General features: G+C 63.8%; 19 protein-coding genes. 7 read left to right on the forward strand and 12 right to left on the reverse strand.

The window, feature by feature from the left end; all coding sequences use genetic code 11:
- A partial coding sequence (locus J2X50_RS22830; protein ID WP_429098284.1) for a transposase occupies window positions 1-261 on the forward strand: 261 nt, incomplete at its 5' end.
- A 448-nt stretch (window positions 262-709) separates the two neighbouring features.
- A complete protein-coding gene (locus J2X50_RS22835) occupies window positions 710-1054 on the forward strand; it encodes a hypothetical protein (protein WP_429098286.1) in 345 nt (114 codons plus the stop codon).
- A 102-nt stretch (window positions 1055-1156) separates the two neighbouring features.
- Here J2X50_RS22835 and J2X50_RS22840 read toward each other — a convergent pair whose 3' ends face one another.
- The 5 genes from J2X50_RS22840 to J2X50_RS22860 form a co-directional block, all read right to left on the reverse strand.
- Window positions 1157-1441, reverse strand: coding sequence for a hypothetical protein (locus J2X50_RS22840; RefSeq protein WP_429098288.1), 285 nt, complete (start codon window positions 1439-1441; stop codon window positions 1157-1159).
- Complete coding sequence (locus tag J2X50_RS22845) at window positions 1438-1728, reverse strand: DUF6074 family protein (protein ID WP_429098290.1); 291 nt, start codon at window positions 1726-1728, stop codon at window positions 1438-1440. Before J2X50_RS22845 ends, J2X50_RS22840 begins: the two co-directional genes overlap by 4 nt.
- Entirely contained in the window at window positions 1715-2638 is a 924-nt protein-coding gene (locus J2X50_RS22850; protein ID WP_429098291.1) for a helix-turn-helix domain-containing protein, read from the reverse strand. The genes J2X50_RS22845 and J2X50_RS22850 overlap by 14 nt, the downstream gene beginning before the upstream one ends.
- Window positions 2639-2705: 67 nt before the next feature.
- The gene (locus J2X50_RS22855; RefSeq protein WP_429098292.1) at window positions 2706-2921 is read right to left on the reverse strand and encodes a hypothetical protein; all 216 of its coding nucleotides are present in this window, start codon (window positions 2919-2921) and stop codon (window positions 2706-2708) included.
- Between the two features lie 153 nt (window positions 2922-3074).
- The gene (locus tag J2X50_RS22860; RefSeq protein WP_429098294.1) at window positions 3075-4403 is read right to left on the reverse strand and encodes a tyrosine-type recombinase/integrase; all 1329 of its coding nucleotides are present in this window, start codon (window positions 4401-4403) and stop codon (window positions 3075-3077) included.
- Between the two features lie 539 nt (window positions 4404-4942).
- On the opposite strand from J2X50_RS22860, the gene J2X50_RS22865 reads away from it, so the two are divergent.
- From J2X50_RS22865 to J2X50_RS22875, 3 genes are all read left to right on the forward strand, one after another.
- Complete coding sequence (locus J2X50_RS22865; RefSeq protein ID WP_429098296.1) at window positions 4943-5272, forward strand: YMGG-like glycine zipper-containing protein; 330 nt, start codon at window positions 4943-4945, stop codon at window positions 5270-5272.
- A 294-nt stretch (window positions 5273-5566) separates the two neighbouring features.
- Window positions 5567-6031 carry a MaoC family dehydratase gene (locus J2X50_RS22870; protein WP_429098297.1) on the forward strand — a complete coding sequence of 155 codons (465 nt, stop codon included), beginning with the start codon at window positions 5567-5569 and terminating at the stop codon, window positions 6029-6031.
- Window positions 6028-6486: a MaoC family dehydratase gene (locus J2X50_RS22875; RefSeq protein WP_429098299.1), complete on the forward strand. Its 459-nt coding sequence runs from the start codon at window positions 6028-6030 to the stop codon at window positions 6484-6486. The genes J2X50_RS22870 and J2X50_RS22875 overlap by 4 nt, the downstream gene beginning before the upstream one ends.
- A gap of 112 nt (window positions 6487-6598) precedes the next feature.
- Here J2X50_RS22875 and J2X50_RS22880 read toward each other — a convergent pair whose 3' ends face one another.
- Window positions 6599-7144 carry an adenine phosphoribosyltransferase gene (locus tag J2X50_RS22880; protein WP_429098301.1) on the reverse strand — a complete coding sequence of 182 codons (546 nt, stop codon included), beginning with the start codon at window positions 7142-7144 and terminating at the stop codon, window positions 6599-6601.
- A 137-nt stretch (window positions 7145-7281) separates the two neighbouring features.
- Between J2X50_RS22880 and J2X50_RS22885 the strand changes: the two genes are divergently transcribed.
- Both J2X50_RS22885 and J2X50_RS22890 read left to right on the forward strand, forming a co-directional pair.
- Complete coding sequence (locus J2X50_RS22885; RefSeq protein WP_347968172.1) at window positions 7282-7641, forward strand: hypothetical protein; 360 nt, start codon at window positions 7282-7284, stop codon at window positions 7639-7641.
- Window positions 7622-7957 (forward strand): type II toxin-antitoxin system PemK/MazF family toxin, encoded by a 336-nt coding sequence (locus J2X50_RS22890; RefSeq protein WP_429098302.1) that lies wholly within the window; start codon window positions 7622-7624, stop codon window positions 7955-7957. The genes J2X50_RS22885 and J2X50_RS22890 overlap by 20 nt, the downstream gene beginning before the upstream one ends.
- A gap of 53 nt (window positions 7958-8010) precedes the next feature.
- Here J2X50_RS22890 and J2X50_RS22895 read toward each other — a convergent pair whose 3' ends face one another.
- From J2X50_RS22895 to J2X50_RS22920, 6 genes are all read right to left on the reverse strand, one after another.
- Window positions 8011-8826: a cytochrome c1 gene (locus tag J2X50_RS22895; RefSeq protein ID WP_429098362.1), complete on the reverse strand. Its 816-nt coding sequence runs from the start codon at window positions 8824-8826 to the stop codon at window positions 8011-8013.
- A gap of 168 nt (window positions 8827-8994) precedes the next feature.
- A complete protein-coding gene (locus J2X50_RS22900) occupies window positions 8995-10293 on the reverse strand; it encodes a cytochrome b (protein WP_429098304.1) in 1299 nt (432 codons plus the stop codon).
- A 19-nt stretch (window positions 10294-10312) separates the two neighbouring features.
- Window positions 10313-10876 (reverse strand): ubiquinol-cytochrome c reductase iron-sulfur subunit, encoded by a 564-nt coding sequence (gene petA, locus J2X50_RS22905; RefSeq protein ID WP_429098306.1) that lies wholly within the window; start codon window positions 10874-10876, stop codon window positions 10313-10315.
- Between the two features lie 323 nt (window positions 10877-11199).
- Window positions 11200-11508 carry a DUF6665 family protein gene (locus J2X50_RS22910; protein ID WP_429098308.1) on the reverse strand — a complete coding sequence of 103 codons (309 nt, stop codon included), beginning with the start codon at window positions 11506-11508 and terminating at the stop codon, window positions 11200-11202.
- A 9-nt stretch (window positions 11509-11517) separates the two neighbouring features.
- Window positions 11518-13386: an ABC transporter ATP-binding protein gene (locus tag J2X50_RS22915; protein ID WP_429098309.1), complete on the reverse strand. Its 1869-nt coding sequence runs from the start codon at window positions 13384-13386 to the stop codon at window positions 11518-11520.
- A 325-nt stretch (window positions 13387-13711) separates the two neighbouring features.
- Window positions 13712-15589 (reverse strand): ABC transporter ATP-binding protein, encoded by a 1878-nt coding sequence (locus J2X50_RS22920; protein WP_429098364.1) that lies wholly within the window; start codon window positions 15587-15589, stop codon window positions 13712-13714.
- Window positions 15590-15827: the final 238 nt, after the last annotated feature.

Here is a 15827-nt window from a genome sequence, read left to right on the forward strand (position 1 = left end):
GCCGACATCTCTGATAGCGCAGGTGCGCAAACGATCCTCGATGGCATCCGCAAACGCTGGCCTTGGGTGAAGCATCTCTTCGCCGATGGCGCCTACGCTCGTCTGCAACATCATCATCATCGCCATCGGGATCGGGATCGGGATCGTCATCGAGGGTTGCGAGCGGCTCGTCCTCAAATTCCTCGGCGACCTCAAGCACCGCGCGGGGATCGGCATCGTCCCGTCGATCGATGCGCAGCCCATCCTCGGCGGCGGCGGTGACGAGCGCTTCTTCCTGGCGCTCCAAGCTGAGGCGTCGATCCGCGAGTACTGTGAAACGCGCGTCGCGTTCCGCGTCGGTCATTGCTGCGGCCATGTCGAGATTGTCGACCATGCAACACAGGCGATCGACCAACGCATCCCTCATCAGCCAAACAAAGAAGCTTGCGCCGCCATCGCCGATCTTGTTGCCGCCCACGATGTCGAGACGAATTCGTCTGCCGATGCCAGCCGGGTCGCCCTCCCGTGCCCGGGCATTAATCTCCGGAGCGCCTTTCGCAGCAATCGCATCAACGCTGCTGGCAATTTCTGCCTTAACTTCGGCTAGCGGCATGGGCGCCTGCTCCACCGCTCGCCATTCAGTCTCAACCCGCTCGATCTCGGTGCGAACGCGGTCGATAGCCTGGCGAAGGGTCTCGCCTTTCCGGGGCCCGATTTTTGGCAAGCTTTCGTGACGCAGCTTGCCGTCGCGACCAAAATAGGTGGCAACCCAGTCGCGGAGGTTCTCGATGAAGGCGAACTTTTCCCATGCTTCGCTGGCACGAGCCTCTGCGCCGACCGCCCGGTCGAGTTCGGCCTTGCGACGGGCAACGGGCGCAAGCATGCGCTCGACGGTCTCAGGGTCGCGCGTCTGCGACATACCCGAGATTTGACGTTGCGCCTGCGCCTCGGCGCTTTCCCACCGCTGGCGAGCATCTTCCACATCGGCAGACGCCAACCGCAGTGCGCCGAGGGCCGCTTGCTGTGTTTCAAGCAGGTCACGAACCTTGTCGGCGCTCTCGACTGGCAGTCGTGAAATCAGGTCTTCCGTCCAGTGGGCCACATTCGTCTCCTTCTCTGTGGGGGAGACGATATGCCGGGCGCTGAACGCCCGACGACTGACAAGTCGTGACACTCACTACGACATGTTGCGACATCGTGCGGTCGGCGCAGTTCTACTGACTTCGACAAAAGTCCGCCCGCCAGGGTCTCTATGAACATCGACCTGGCCTTTGGCGATCCAACGCCAAACCGTGCGCTCATCTACGCCATACAGGCCAGCGAATTTTGGAACGGTAAGACGTATCGGCACCTCTGCCGTCCCATCATACCCGCCTAAGCGCGCGACCAGCGCGCGCCTGGCATCATCCGGCGCGGTTAGGATGGCGACGAGCGCGGCTTCGAGATCGGCAGGCGCCGTCATGCTATGCCTCCACGAGGCTCGTCTTCGTCACTACCCCAAAATGTTTCCATGACGATTTTGTCGAATAGGTGCCCCACCTGTAGGCGCACAGCTTCGCGTGGAACGCCGGCCGCAAGCAGGGGCCCGGCGATCTCTCTTGCCAGCGTTTCCCAATATTGGAGGACATCGCTGTCCGTCATGCTCGCCATTCGAGTAACAGCCTGCCGAACCAGCGCGCGTCTGCTAGCGAGCGGAAACATGACGATCTTGGCCGATGGCTTCCAATCGAACAAATCAAGCTGCCTCATCTCTCGCCCCTTTGCTCGATTGCGACGATGGGGCATTCCAACGGATGCGCTTCAACTGTTCCGGCGAAACTTCGTCGTACCGTTTGGTCGAGTTTGGGAGCAGCGCCTCGCGCCCATTGATGACAGCCGCACCACACAGGAGATCAATTTCTCGGCATGAGATCATCCGGACAATCCCGAAGGTCCTTTCTTCTCCAGCGATGGTCTTGGTCATTATGCCCTTGCCAGTGATCGAGCATTGGCCAAAGCCGTCGACATCGATCCCATGACCGAGTTCGAACATGACTGGATCAGGAGACGCGCCCGCAGGGTGCGCGTCTCTACTATGATTTGTTGTGTCACCATTGGCAGACGCTTGAGGCGTCTGCCTGGGTTCATCAAAGGGTTCCATCAAAGGGTTCCCCTTCAATTTCTTGCAGGGTTGTTGGTCCGGATTTTGAAGGGATGCGCTTCTCAATTTTGAAGGGTTGCCGCATTCCATACCCTTCAAATTCTTGAAGGGTATCCCGTTCACAAGAGGTATGAACTTGTGGGTCTTTTTCGGCCCGCCTGCAGACCAATTCACCGCCATGTGTCCGCCGATTTCCAGCGCCTTCAATGCGGCTCTGACCGTGTTCAACGACTTGATCGACAGATCGCTCGCTAGCGTCTCGATCGATGGCCATGCCGAGCCGGTTTTCCGATTGAGGTATCGGCCGGCGACGACGACAGCGACCCGGATCGCGGCCGGTGGCTGAGCCGGGTCGGTGGCAACCTGATCGAGCCACTCCCATTTGAAGACGGTGAAACCGTCATCCTGCTGGCCGCTTGCCTTACCGGCGACCTGGCCGTAGGCTTTCACCTGTTCATTTTGATGATCTGCCGGCCCGGACGTTCGAGCGTCCGGCCGGCTTCTTTTTTGGGAGGTCATCGGACACCTCCCGCGACGAAGACGGCGACCGTCAGGATCGCCGCCGCGAACGAAAGATGGGCCAGCATCAGGCGGCTCTATCCGAGGTCGAGTTGACGACCTTTGCGGACAACCACTCGCGGGTCCATTCGACCGTGTAGAAGCACTTGATGCCTACCTTGATGTACTTCGGGCCGGCGCCCGTAACACGGTACTTTTGCAAGGTTGAACGACTGAACATGCCTCGGAATTCGGTGGCGGATATGAGTTCGTTGTCCATCATATAGATGCGATCTGTGCTCACTGCGGCAATCCTTTCTAACAGCAGAAGAACAGGCGCAACAATACATACTCACTCGCATTTATGCAAAATATCTATTTCCAACAATTGAGTAAAATCAAATGGTTATTTCAATATACAGCAGGATCATTTCCAGAAATAGCAGCGAAAAACCGCCTATTTCGTTCGCGTTGCTTTCCTGAATTCTATGACCTCGCCACCGGCCGCCACCCCCATCGCTGCGGCCACGGTGGCGGCAGTCTTTTCCGCTACAGCACGAACCGGGTCATCGGCGAGATGGGCGTATCGGGCTGTCATCGCCGGCGTCGAATGGCCGAGCAGCTTCCCAATCATCGGCAGGCTAGCGCCGCCGCTAGCGGCGAAGCTCGCAAAGCTATGCCGTAGATCATGGAGCCGAAGACCAGCGAGACCGGCCTGGCGGCGGAGCGGTATCCAGGCACTATCCAGATTGCTGCGGGGAACCGGCTTCTTTGCCGTTGATGATCGGCCTGGAAATACGTAGACGCCGCGCCGAGGCACACCAGCCAAGACGAGCGCGGCCGGCGCCGGCAACAAGACTGCTCGGCGGCCGGTTTTGCCGTGAATGGTCAGAACGCCACGTTCAAGGTCGACCTGATCCCATTTGAGGTGGAGAATTTCGCGGAGCCGGCATCCCGTGAATATCAGTATGCGCAAGGCGGCAAGCGCGTCAGGGTCGACCACCGTTCTGCGATCGCCACCATGCGGAACAAACTTTGCGCCATCTTTGGATTTCAGCTCCCAGAGTAGGCCGATCGTCTCAGCTTCGGACATCGCAGCCCCGAGCCGCTCGACCTCGGCCATGGAGAGAAAGCGCTCCCGCTTGTTCTTTTTGTACTGTTTGATACCGATCGCGGGGCATGTCTGCTCGGCTAAGAGCTCGGCCTCGGCCGCAGCCGCGTAGAGGTTCCGCAAACATTCCAGCATGGTGTTTGCACCGACTGGCGTCGATGCCATTTTGGTGTGGAGCTTGGCCACATCAGACTTCGCGACGGTGTCCATCTTCCGGTTTCCGAACGCCGGGCCGACATGCTTTCGAATGATCGATTGGTAATTCCTAATCGTCCCGATACGCAGCTTTGCTGTGAGCGGTTGCTCCGTCGCGATCTTCGCTGCCTCCTCGTAAAACTCCTTGGCGAAGTCATTCAGCGTGGGCACCTGCCGCGCCTTGGCGCGACTGGCAGCAGGATCGCCGCCGGCGACAACATCGGATGCAAGCTGCTCCGCCAGGCTTCGAGCTCGGTCAGGGGTCAGAACACCACCTCCCTCACGATCGCGGCCGATAGTTACGCGTCGCGTGATGCCACCCCTACCCTTCGATGAGCGATACTCGAACGCATAGCTTACGGTACCATTGGCATTCTTCCTGGCCTGAAATCCAACGAGCTTATCATCGCGAATGACGGTGCCAGCCTCAGCACCAAGCAGCGTGTCGACGGACCGCTTTGAAATGCGTATTTTTGCCATCCTTGCCTCCGGTCCAGTTAGTGCCGTCTCGCCACCGTGTCGCGACAGAGGCGCGACGTAAGTGGCAAATGGCGGAGATTACTGGCGAAGGATTAGGAAGCGTTACGACGATTATGCAAGTGAATTCCGTCACTTATGCAAATTGATGCAATAGACAGAAAGCGCCGGAAACGATGTATTTAAGGTTCAACACCTGAGGCCTCGGCAGGCTGGTGGCGCAGGCTGCGTGCCACGAGACCGGACTCGGGGCTGCGGGACGCGTCCCCAACGCGAGGCAGGAGCCGGCGAGTTCTGCCGCCGGCCGTCGCAACAGCCTTGGACAGGCTGGCGCCCTTTAAACATTCGTTAACCATCCCCATATACACCGTCATGGAGATTGCAGATCGTCTCCTCCTTTGACCACGGATGTACTGGCACTGGATGTCGAGATGTAGAGAAAGGTCGGGTTAGCCCGGCCTTTTTTGTTGGCTGGGACCGCCCATGTTCCGCCGCAATGCGCCGGCATTTGAGCCATAGGGGCTCAAGGAGAGGATTTGATCGTGAAATTCAATGGAATAGCTCTCGCTACCGCGCTGCTCGTGACGCTGGCAGCCTGCGCGCAGACGCCGCAACAGCAGGGTGCCGGGACGGGCGCTCTGGTGGGTGCGGCCGGCGGAGCGCTGGTTGGCCAGGCCATAGGCGGCAACACCAAGAGCACCGTGATCGGCGCCGCCAGCGGCGCCCTGCTCGGCGCGGTCGTCGGCTCGTCGGCGGCACCCCGGCAAGGCGGCGAGGTGCGGCGCGGCGAAGAGATGTGCCGCTACCGCGCGCCGGACGGCAGCATCTATGTCGACCGCTGCGACGACCGCTACTACAACGGCAACTATTGATCCCGGTCCCGATGCGGCGACGCATCGGAAAGCGGTCCATCAGCGCGCGGCGGGCTCGACCTGCCGCGCGTTTTCGTTTGGCCGCTGCCCGGCCCATGCCGGAGCTGAAGTGGATGCCCGGCTGCCCGATGGCGCTCGGGCCGCTAGCGGTCCCGGCGATACTGCCGTTCTGCGGGCTTTGCAGCCGCGGCTGGCTCTGAGCCAATCGATCTCCCCTGGCAGGCCCCTGCCGGGCCTTGTGCAGCATGCCGGGCCGGTCCATGGTGGATCGTACAAGCTTGAACAGGAATGCCGATGACCGCCAGAAAATGGGCTTTCGAGGATTTCGCCGAGGGCGTCGAAATCGACCTCGGCACCAAGACCGTCGAGGCTGGCGAAATCGTCGAATTCGCCAGCGAGTTCGACGCCCAGCCCTTCCACCTCGACGAGGCGGCCGGCAAGGCGAGCATCCTCGGCGGGCTCTCGGCGTCGGGCTGGCACACCTGCGCCATGTTCATGCGCATGCTGTGCGACGCCTTCCTGCTCAATTCGACCTCGCAGGGCGCACCGGGCGTCGACTTCGTGAAGTGGAAGAAGCCGGTGCTCGCCGGCGACATGCTCGCCGGCCGGCTGACGGTCCTTTCCAGGCGGTTGTCCAAAACGCGGCCGGGCATCGGCTTCGTCACCTGGCGGGCGGAACTCAAGAACCAGAAAGACGAACTGGTGTTCGAATTCCAGAACACCTGCATGTTCCTGACCCGCGAGGCGGCAGCGGCATGACCCTCGAGAACTATCTCGGCATCGGCAGGACGATCACCCTCGGCAGCTACCTCTTCGAGGCCGAGGCGATCAAGGCGTTCGCCCGCAAATACGACCCGCAGCCCTTCCATGTCGACGAGGAGGCCGCCCGCAACAGCGTCTTCGGCCGCCTCTGCGCCTCGGGCTGGCACACCACCGCGGTGTGGATGAAGCTCAATCTGGCGCATCGCGGCGAGCCCTGGGCGGGTCAGGGCCCGGCACCCGAATTCGGTCCCTCGCCCGGCTTCAAGAACCTCAAATGGCTGAAGCCGGTCTATGCCGGCGAAACCGTGACCTTCACGCGCATGGCGCAGGATCTCCGTCCGCTGGCCTCGCGCCCCGGCTGGCGGATCCTCACGCTGCACTCGGAAGGCTTCGACGGCAGCGGCGACAAGGTCATCGAGTTCGACAGCGTGGTGCTGGTGAAGGCGGGGTAGCGGCGCGCGCCTTCTCTTTCAGGAAGGTCCGTCTCATTCCTTCCCACCCCCCTCTGCCCTGCCGGGCATCTCCCCCACAAGGGGGGAGATTGGCAGCTTCGGCCGCAGCCCTTCAGTGCCCCTCGTAGGCGATGAGCGTGCGGACCTCGACGCCGAGGGCCTCGAGCTTCCTGCGGCCGCCGAGGTCGGGAAGATCGATGACGAAGCAGGCGGCGACGATGTCGGCACCCATCTGGCGCAGGAGCTTGACCGCCGCCTCCGCGGTGCCGCCGGTGGCGATCAGGTCGTCGACCAGAATGACTCTTTCGCCGGGCGTCACCGCGTCCTTGTGCATCTCCATCTCGTCCAGGCCGTATTCCAGGCTGTAGGCGATGCGCACGGTCTCGTGCGGCAGCTTGCCCTTCTTGCGGATCGGCACGAAGCCGGCGGACATCTGGTGGGCGATGGCGCCACCAAGGATGAAGCCGCGCGCCTCGATGCCGGCGATCTTGTCGATCTTCGATCCCGCATGCGGGTGGACGAGTTCGTCGATGGCGCGGCGGAAGGCGCGCGCATCGCCGAGCAGGGTGGTGATGTCGCGGAACATGACGCCGGGACGAGGATAGTCCGGGATGGTGCGGATCGACGAAAGCAACGTCTGTTCGAGAGAGGTGTTCATGGGGCGCCTTGTGAAGAGTTCCCTTCTTCTAGATGCTCGCTCACGGGATGAAAAGTCGTCCCGGAGACGAATGGTTGACGCCACCCCCACCCCACCCCTATCCTCACCTCGGCATTCCGCGATATCTGGAGGCAGCCATGCTTATCGAGATCAAGGACGATGTGATCTGGGCAAAGCACTTGAAGGCAAGCCCGGCCCTGTACGAAACCGTAGTCAGCCTTGCTCCCGAAGAGACGATCAGCCTTTCGGTCGACGGCATCGTCGGCAAATGGGCCAGGATGAGAAGTGGTGCGGACGGACGCCCGACACTCGGGCTGAAGCCGGTCGGCGCCATGGCCACGGTATGGAAGCGCCTGCAGGAACGGCGTGGCCAGAAGGTTCAACTGACCTGGCCCGACGATGACACGGATGCCTTGCTGCGTCTCGCCGACATGACCTTCGATGAATGGTACTCAGCTGAGGACGAAGAGGCCTTCGGTGACCTACGACCGATTTGACATCATCCTGGTCAACTTCCCCTTCACCGAAAAGCGCGGCCAGAAGCAGCGTCCGGCAATCATCCTAAGCAACGGCTCCTTCAATCGTGCGCATGGCCATTCACTGACCACGATGGTCACGACGGCCAGCAACACGAAATGGCCGAGCGACCTGCCGATCATCGACTTCGCCGACGCCGGATTGCGAACCCAGTGCGTTGCCCGAATGAAGCTGTTCACCGTCGCAGACGACCTCATCATCGGCCGCCTCGGAACATTGTCAGGCGGCGATCAGGGCCGGCTGACGGAAGCGATCGGCAAGATGATCAGCGCATAAAAAGAAAAGGGCGCCTCGCAGCGCCCTTTCATTTCTTGGCAAATCACACCCGCTCAGTGCGCGACGTTCGCCCACACCTTGCGCTTGGTCGCATAGAGCAGGCCGCCGAACAGCGCCAGGAACAGCAGGACCTGGAAGCCGGTCTGCTTGCGCTCCGGCAGATGCGGCTCGGCCGCCCACATCAGGAACGCCGCAACGTCCTTGGCATACTGGTCGACCGTCTCGGGCGTGCCGTCCTCGTAGGTCACCTGGCCGTCCGAGATCGGCTTGGCCATGGCCAGCGACTTGCCGGCGATGAAGGCCGGATTGTAGTGCGTGCCTTCCGGAATCTCCATGCCGGCCGGCGGCTGCTGGTCGTAGCTGGTCAGCAGCGCGTGGATGTAGTCCGGACCGCCTTCGGCATACTGGGTGAAGATGTCGAAGACGAAGGTCGGGAAGCCGCGGATGACGCCGCGCGCCTTGGCGATCAGCGAGAAGTCCGGCGGCACCGCGCCGTTGTTGGCGGCGGCCGCAGCGGCGCTGTTCGGGAACGGCGCCGGGAAGCGGTCGCCCGGCAGTGCCTTGCGGGTGAACATCTCGCCGTCGGAGTTCGGACCGTCCTGGACCTCGTACTCGGCGGCGAAGGCCTTGACCTGCGCCTCGGTGTAGCCGAGGTCCTCGAGCGTGCGGAAGGCCACCAGGTTCATCGAGTGGCAGGCCGCGCAGACTTCCTTGTAGATCTTGAGGCCGCGCTGCAGCTGGGCCTTGTCGTAGGTGCCGAACGGCCCCGCGAACGACCAGTCCATCTCCTTGGGCGCGTTGATGGGGAAGTGCGTCGGCTCCGCAAGGTTGTGCTCCGACGGGGCCTCCATGCCGGCCATGCCGGCCATGCCGCCCGTGCTGCCGGCGCCCATCTTGGACATGTCGTGCGGCTGGGTCGCGGGCGCGTTCTCCTGAGCCAGCGCTGCGCCGGCGGTTGCGGCGAGCAGCAGGCCGATGGCAGCCAGGCCGTTGAGAATCTTGTTCATTCGAAAAATCCCTCTCAGATTCTCGTTGGCTCAGCCGCGGGTTTCGGGCGCAGCGGTGGCACCGGCCGGGTGGGCCGAACCGCCCTTGTTCTTCTCGAGCACCGCTTCGGTGATCGAGTTCGGCAGGCGGCGCGGCGTCTCGATGAGGCCGAGCACCGGCATGACGATCAGGAAGAAGGCGAAGTAGTACAGCGTCGAGATCTGCATCAGCGGGATGTAGATGCCTTCCGCGGGCTTCGAGCCGAGCCAGCCGAGGAAGATGGCATTGGCGACGAAGAGCCAGAAGAACAGCTTGTACCACGGGCGGTAGACGGCTGAGCGCACCTTCGAGGTGTCGAGCCACGGCACCACGAACAGCACCGCGATGGCGCCGAACATGGCGAGCACACCGCCGAGCTTCGAGTCGATCGGCCCGATGTTGAAGGTGATGGCGCGCAGGATCGCGTAGAACGGCAGGAAGTACCATTCCGGAACGATATGCGCCGGCGTCTTCAGCGAGTCGGCCATGATGTAGTTGTCGGGATGGCCGAGGTAGTTCGGGATGTAGAACACGAAGTAGGCGAAGGCGGCGAGGAACACGATCATCGCGAACGCGTCCTTGATGGTCGCGTAGGGCGTGAAGGCGACGGTGTCGGTCTTCGACTTGACCTCGATGCCGGTCGGGTTGGTCTGGCCGGTCACGTGCAGCGCCCAGACGTGCAGGACGACGACGCCCGCGATCATGAACGGCAGCAGGTAGTGCAGCGCAAAGAAGCGGTTCAGCGTCGGGTTGTCGACGGCGAAGCCGCCGAGCAGCAGCTGCTGGATCCAGTCGCCGACCAACGGGATGGCGGTGAAGAAGCCGGTGATGACGGTCGCACCCCAGAAGGACATCTGACCCCAGGGCAGCACGTAGCCCATGAAGCCGGTGGCCATCATCAGCAGATAGATGATGCAGCCGAGGATCCAGAGCAGCTCACGCGGCGCCTTGTAGGAGCCGTAGTAGAGGCCGCGCATGATGTGGACGTAGACGGCGATGAAGAAGAATGACGCGCCGTTGGAGTGCAGGTAGCGCAGCAGCCAGCCGGAATTGACGTCGCGCACGATCTTCTCGACCGACTGGAAGGCGAGCGAGGTGTCCGAGGCGTAGTGCATGGCGAGCACGATGCCGGTCAGGATCTGCACGCCCAGCATGATCGAAAGGATGCCGCCGAAGGTGTAGGCGTAGTTCAGATTGCGCGGGACCGGGTACGACACGAAGGAATCGTGCACCAGCCGCGGCAGCGGCATGCGCGCATCGAACCAGCGGCCGATGCCGGTCTTGGGCGAATAGGTCGAGTGTCCGCTCATGGAAATAAGTCCCCCTGCCTCAGCCTATCCGGACCATGGAGTCGGAAATGAACTGGAATGTCGGAATTGCGAGATTTTCCGGCGCCGGCCCTTTGCGGATGCGGCCGGCCGTATCGTAGTGCGAGCCGTGGCACGGGCAGAACCAGCCGCCGAAATCGCCCTGCTGGCCGAGCGGCACGCAGCCCAGATGGGTGCACACGCCGACCATGACCAGCCAGTTTTCCTTGTCCTTGCCGGCGGAACGGTCGAGATCGGTCGCCTGGGCGTCCGGCGCGATGTTGGCGTTGCGCGCGACCGGATCCTTGAGATCGTCGAGCGAGACTTCCTGCGCAGCCTTGATCTCTTCGGGCGTACGGTTGCGGATGAAGACCGGCTTGCCGCGCCACTTGACCGTCAGCGACATGCCCGGCGTGACCGACGAGACGTCAACCTCGATCGAGGAAGCGGCCAGGGTCGAAGCGTCGGGGCGCATCTGGTCGATGAAGGGCCACGCCACGGCGCCAGCGCCGACCACGCCAGCCATACCGGTGGCCACATAGAGAAAATCGCGGCGATTGGGCTCGCTCGTATCGGTTGCGCTCACGGGACCTGATCCTTCTGCCTCAATTCCACCGGAGGCCGAGCACGTGTCCCCGCTCAACAATGCCAGCCCGACGGCGCGTGGCAACCAGGCTAGCGAAATTCCTCCGGCATTTGGAGTTCGGTTTATGCGTGAAGCCCGTTTTTGTCCAGACAAGACAGGAGACGTGGGCAGATTGTCGCGGGGATGGCGATATCCGTGGAAAACCCCCGGCAATCAGGCGGTTTCGGGCCTTTTTGCCTATCTTTGCGAGGCCTTGGCCACAGCTGCGCGACGGCATCGGCCGCCGCCCCCTCCAGCGGCAGCAAGGTTATCCCCTGCCACGTTCAGGCCGCGCCGAGTCGCGCCAGCACCTCGCGCGGGATGCCGTAGTGGCGGATGGCGTCGTCGTGGCGCCGGTAGCCGCAGAGTTCGCGCTGGACGAAATAGCCGTAGACGGCGTCGGCGGCGGCCTTGACCAGGACGCGGCGCGCCTCGGCATCGCCCGAATGGGCGCCGAGCCTGGCGAGCGCCTCGCCGACCCGTTCGCCGGCCCGGCCGAGGGCGGCCGCCTTCTCGGCCAGGAGTTCGTAGTCGAGGATGTTGAGGCTCTGCTCCTGGCGGCTGGAGAAGAGGCTGGGCGGGCGCACGGACATGAGGCGATCCTACTCCGCAGCGAGGCGATCGGCGAGGAACCCGCCCGACTGGCGCTTCCACAATTGCGAATAGAGCCCTCCCTTGGCGATGAGCGCGTCGTGGGTGCCCTCCTCGACGATGCGGCCCTCGTCGAGCACGATCAGCCGGTCGAGTGCGGCGATGGTCGACAGCCTGTGGGCGATGGCGATCACGGTCTTGCCCTCCATCAGCTTGTAGAGATTGTCCTGGATCGCCGCCTCGACCTCGCTGTCGAGCGCCGAGGTCGCCTCGTCGAGGATCAGGATCGGCGCGTCCTTGAGCATCATGCGCGCGATCGCCACGCGCTGGCGCTGGCCGCCCGAAAGCTTGACGCCGCGTTCGCCGACATGGGCCTCGTAGCCGCGGCGGCCGCGCGGATCGGCCACGCCGACGATGAAATCGTGGGCGGCGGCGCGTTTCGCCGCCTCGACGATCTCGGCCTGCGAGGCCCCTGCCCGGCCATAGCCGATATTGTCCGAGATCGAGCGGTGCATCAGCATCGCCTCCTGGCTGACGACCCCGAATTGGGCGCGCAGCGACGCCTGGGTGACCGAGCGCACGTCCTGGCCGTCGATCAGGATGCGGCCGGCCTCGACGTCGAACAGCCGCAGCGCGAGGTTGACGATGGTGGTCTTGCCGGCGCCCGACGGCCCGACCAGCGCGACGCGCTCGCCGGGGCGGATGTGCAGGTCGAGATTGTCGATCACCCCGCCGCCCTTGCCGTAGTGGAAGGAGACGTTGTCGAACACGATGTCGCCCATGGCCCGCGGCAGCAGCCGGGCGTCGGCCGCGTCGCGGATCGCCGGGCGGACGGAGATGGTGCGGGTGGCGTCCTGCACGGTGGCGTAGTTGCGCACCAGCCCGTTGATGTTGAACATCATCCAGCCCGACATCTGGTTGAGGCGGAAGACCAGGCCCAGCGCCGCGGCGATGGCGCCGGTGGAGATCTGGCCCTGGCTCCAGTTGACGAGGCAGATGGCGGCCACCGCCGCCATCATGAAGCCGTTGAGCAGGGCGACCGTCGAACGCACCGTGGTGATCGAGCGCGTCAGCCGGACGACGGCGCCGAGGTAGCTTTCGAGCCCGTCGCGGACATAGGCGTGTTCGTGCCGGCCGCTGTCGAACAGCTTGACCGCCATGATGTTGGTGAAGGCGTCGACGAGGCGGCCGTTGAAGATCGAGCGCTGGTCGGCGGTGGCGCGGCCGGCCTGGCGCATGCGCGGCAACAGGTAATAGATGATCGAGGCATAGCCCGCGAACCACAGCCCCACCACCGCCCCCAGAAGCGGATCGAGCGACACCAGAATGGTCACCGACAGGAACACGAAGGTGAGGAAGCCCCACATCGTCTGCAGCACGCTGACCATGAAGTCGCCGACGGCCTCGCCGCCCTGCATGATCTTGGTGGCGATGCGGCCGGCGAAGTCGTTCTGGTAGAAATCGTAGGGCTGTTCGATGACGCGCCGGAACGCCTGCCAGCGCACCATGGAGAAGAAGCCAGGCACCACGATCTGCTGCTCGACCACCGCCGAGCCGACGATCACGACGGTGCGAACCACCAGGATGAGCATGAGCAGGCCGGCGAGCGCCGGCCAATGGTCGGTGAACAGCCGCTGCGGCGAGCTGGAATCGAGCAGGTCGATAAGCCAGCCCACCGACCAGTAGAGCGCGGCGTCGACCGCGCCCGCGAGGAAGCCGGTGATCAGCAACAGGATGAACGGCCCCTTCGCCTGCCGGGCGAAATAGAGGATGAAGGCCCAGGCGCTTTCCGGCAGCACCTCGCGGTCGGTGTCCTGGAACGGGTCGATGGCGCCCTCGAAGCGGCGCCACAGGCGTTCCTGGAAGGGATCGGGGGTCATCGGGATGGCCCCGTTTGGTGTCGAAGCCGCAACCGCCGAGCTCCTTCCCTGAGGGCAGGCCAACTGCTTATGAAATTACCCCCACCCCTGCCCCTTCCCCACAAGGGGGAGGGAGACCTGGCGGCACGGCCGCCCAGCACCAATATTCGACGATTTTGGTGGAAACGGCGACGAAATGGTCCCCCTCCCCCCTGTGGGGAGGGGTCAGGGGTGGGGGTACAGGACCGCTCAAGCCCGTCAAAGCACCCATGAGCACCTGCCCTGCCCCCGCGGGATCGATGGCCCGCGCGACAAAGGGAGGTACGTAGCATCATTACTGCCCTCATCACGCCGGCCTCGTCTCTTCGAGGGGGCTTTCCTCGTGGAACAGGAAACCGCCCGACTGGCGCTTCCACAGCCGCGCATAAAGCCCGTCGAGAGCAAGAAGCTCCTCATGCGTTCCTTGTTCCACGATGCGGCCGCGATCGAGCACGACGAGCCGGTCGAGGGCGGCGATGGTGGAGAGCCGGTGGGCGATGGCGAGCACGGTCTTGCCGGCCATCAGCGCGGTCAGGTTTTCCTGGATCGCCGCCTCGATGTCGCTGTCGAGCGCCGAGGTCGCCTCGTCGAGGATCAGGATCGGCGCGTCCTTGAGGAAGACGCGGGCGATGGCGATGCGCTGGCGCTGGCCGCCCGACAGCTTGACGCCGCGCTCGCCGACATAGGCGTCGTAGCCGGCGCGGCCGCGGCTGTCGCGCAGCTCGGCGATGAACTCGTGCGCCTCCGCCTTGCGGGCGGCGGCGAAGACCTCGGCGTCGGAGGCGTCGGGCTTGCCGAGCTTGATGTTGTCGCGCAGCGAGCGGTGGAACAGCGCCGTGTCCTGGCTGACCACGCCGATCTCGCCGCGCAGCGAGTCCTGACTGACCGCGGCGATGTTCTGCCCGTCGATGAGGATGCGGCCGCCCTCGAGGTCGTAGAGGCGCAGGATGAGGTTGGCGAGCGTGGTCTTGCCGGCGCCCGAGGGACCGACGATGCCGACCTTCTCGCCCGGCTTGACGGCGAGCTCGATGCCGTCGAGCACACCGCCGCCCTTGCCGTAGTGGAAGACGACGCGGTCGACCTTGATCTCGCCGCCCTTGACTACAAGCTCAGCGGCACCGGGGCGGTCTGTCAGGCCGAGCGGCTGGGAGATCAGCGCCTTGGAATTTTCGAGCACGCCGAGGTTCCTGAGTATGCCGTTGAGCTGCATCATCAGCCGGCCGAGCAGCATGTTGAGGCGCAGCACCAGCGAGAGCGTGAAGGCGACAGCGCCGACCGAGATCGCGCCCTCGACCCAGAGCTGGATCGAATACCAGGCGATCAGCGTGATCATGACGCCCGACAGCGCAGTCAGCGCCATGCGCACCCCGGTGAGCCTACGGGTGAAGGGCCGGAGCGCGCCGAGATAGATGTCGAAGCCGGAGCGGATGTAGCGGTCGTCGCCGTCGGAGGCGAAGAGCTTCAGCGTCTGGACGTTGGAGTAGCTGTCGACGATGCGGCCGTTGATCATCGAGCCGGCCTCGGCGGTGGCCTCCGCATGCTTGCGGATGGTGGGCAGGTAGCGCCGCGCAAGGAAGCCGAACGCGACGATCCAGACGACCACCAGTGCAGCCAGCCGCCAGTCGAGGCCCGCGACCACCAGAAGCGTGGTGACGGTGTAGACGATCATGAACCAGACGACCTCGATGAAGCTCTCCATCAGGTCGCCGGTCGCCTGCCCCGCCTGCCAGACTTTTGTCGCGATGCGGCCGGCGAAGTCGTTCTGGAAGAAGGAATAGGACTGACGCGAGACGTGGCGGTGGGCCTGCCAGCGCACGAGATTGTAGAAGCCGGGGGTGATCGTCTGCTCGTCGACCAGTGCCGAGAGCCCGACGATGACGGTGCGGATGACCAGCACGGTCGCCGCCATGAACAGGAGCTCAGGGCCGGCATGGGCCCAGAGCGAGGCCCAGCTGCGGTCGGCGGGCATCTGGTCGAGGATGTCGACGAGCCGGCCGACGAAATAGAACAGCCCCGCCTCGACCAGCGGGGCGATGCCGCCGATGACCAGCATGGCGAAGAAGGCGAGCCGGGCCTGGCCGACATAGTGCCAGAGGAAGCCGCGTACGGTGGACGGCGGGCGGAGGTGCTTCGGCTCCCGGAACGGATAGACCCAGTTCTCGAACCAGTCGTAGATTCTGTTCATGAGCACGCTGGGCCATCCACCGGTAAAGACTCGGTATTTTGGGATCGAAGCAATTCGAAGGCAACCGGTTGCGGCCCATCCTGTCCTGTCGTCGTACCCCACGCCCGCACCCCCACCCTCAATCCCTCCCCACAAGGGGGAGGGAGGCGACTTCACCGACGGGCGATACCAAGACCGTTGGTGTTCGGCGTTGGGCAGCCGCGCGGCAAAGTCCCCCTCCCCACAAGAGGGAGGGAGA

The sequence above is a fragment of the Aminobacter sp. BE322 genome, assembly GCF_050433525.1.
Lineage (GTDB): Bacteria > Pseudomonadota > Alphaproteobacteria > Rhizobiales > Rhizobiaceae > Aminobacter.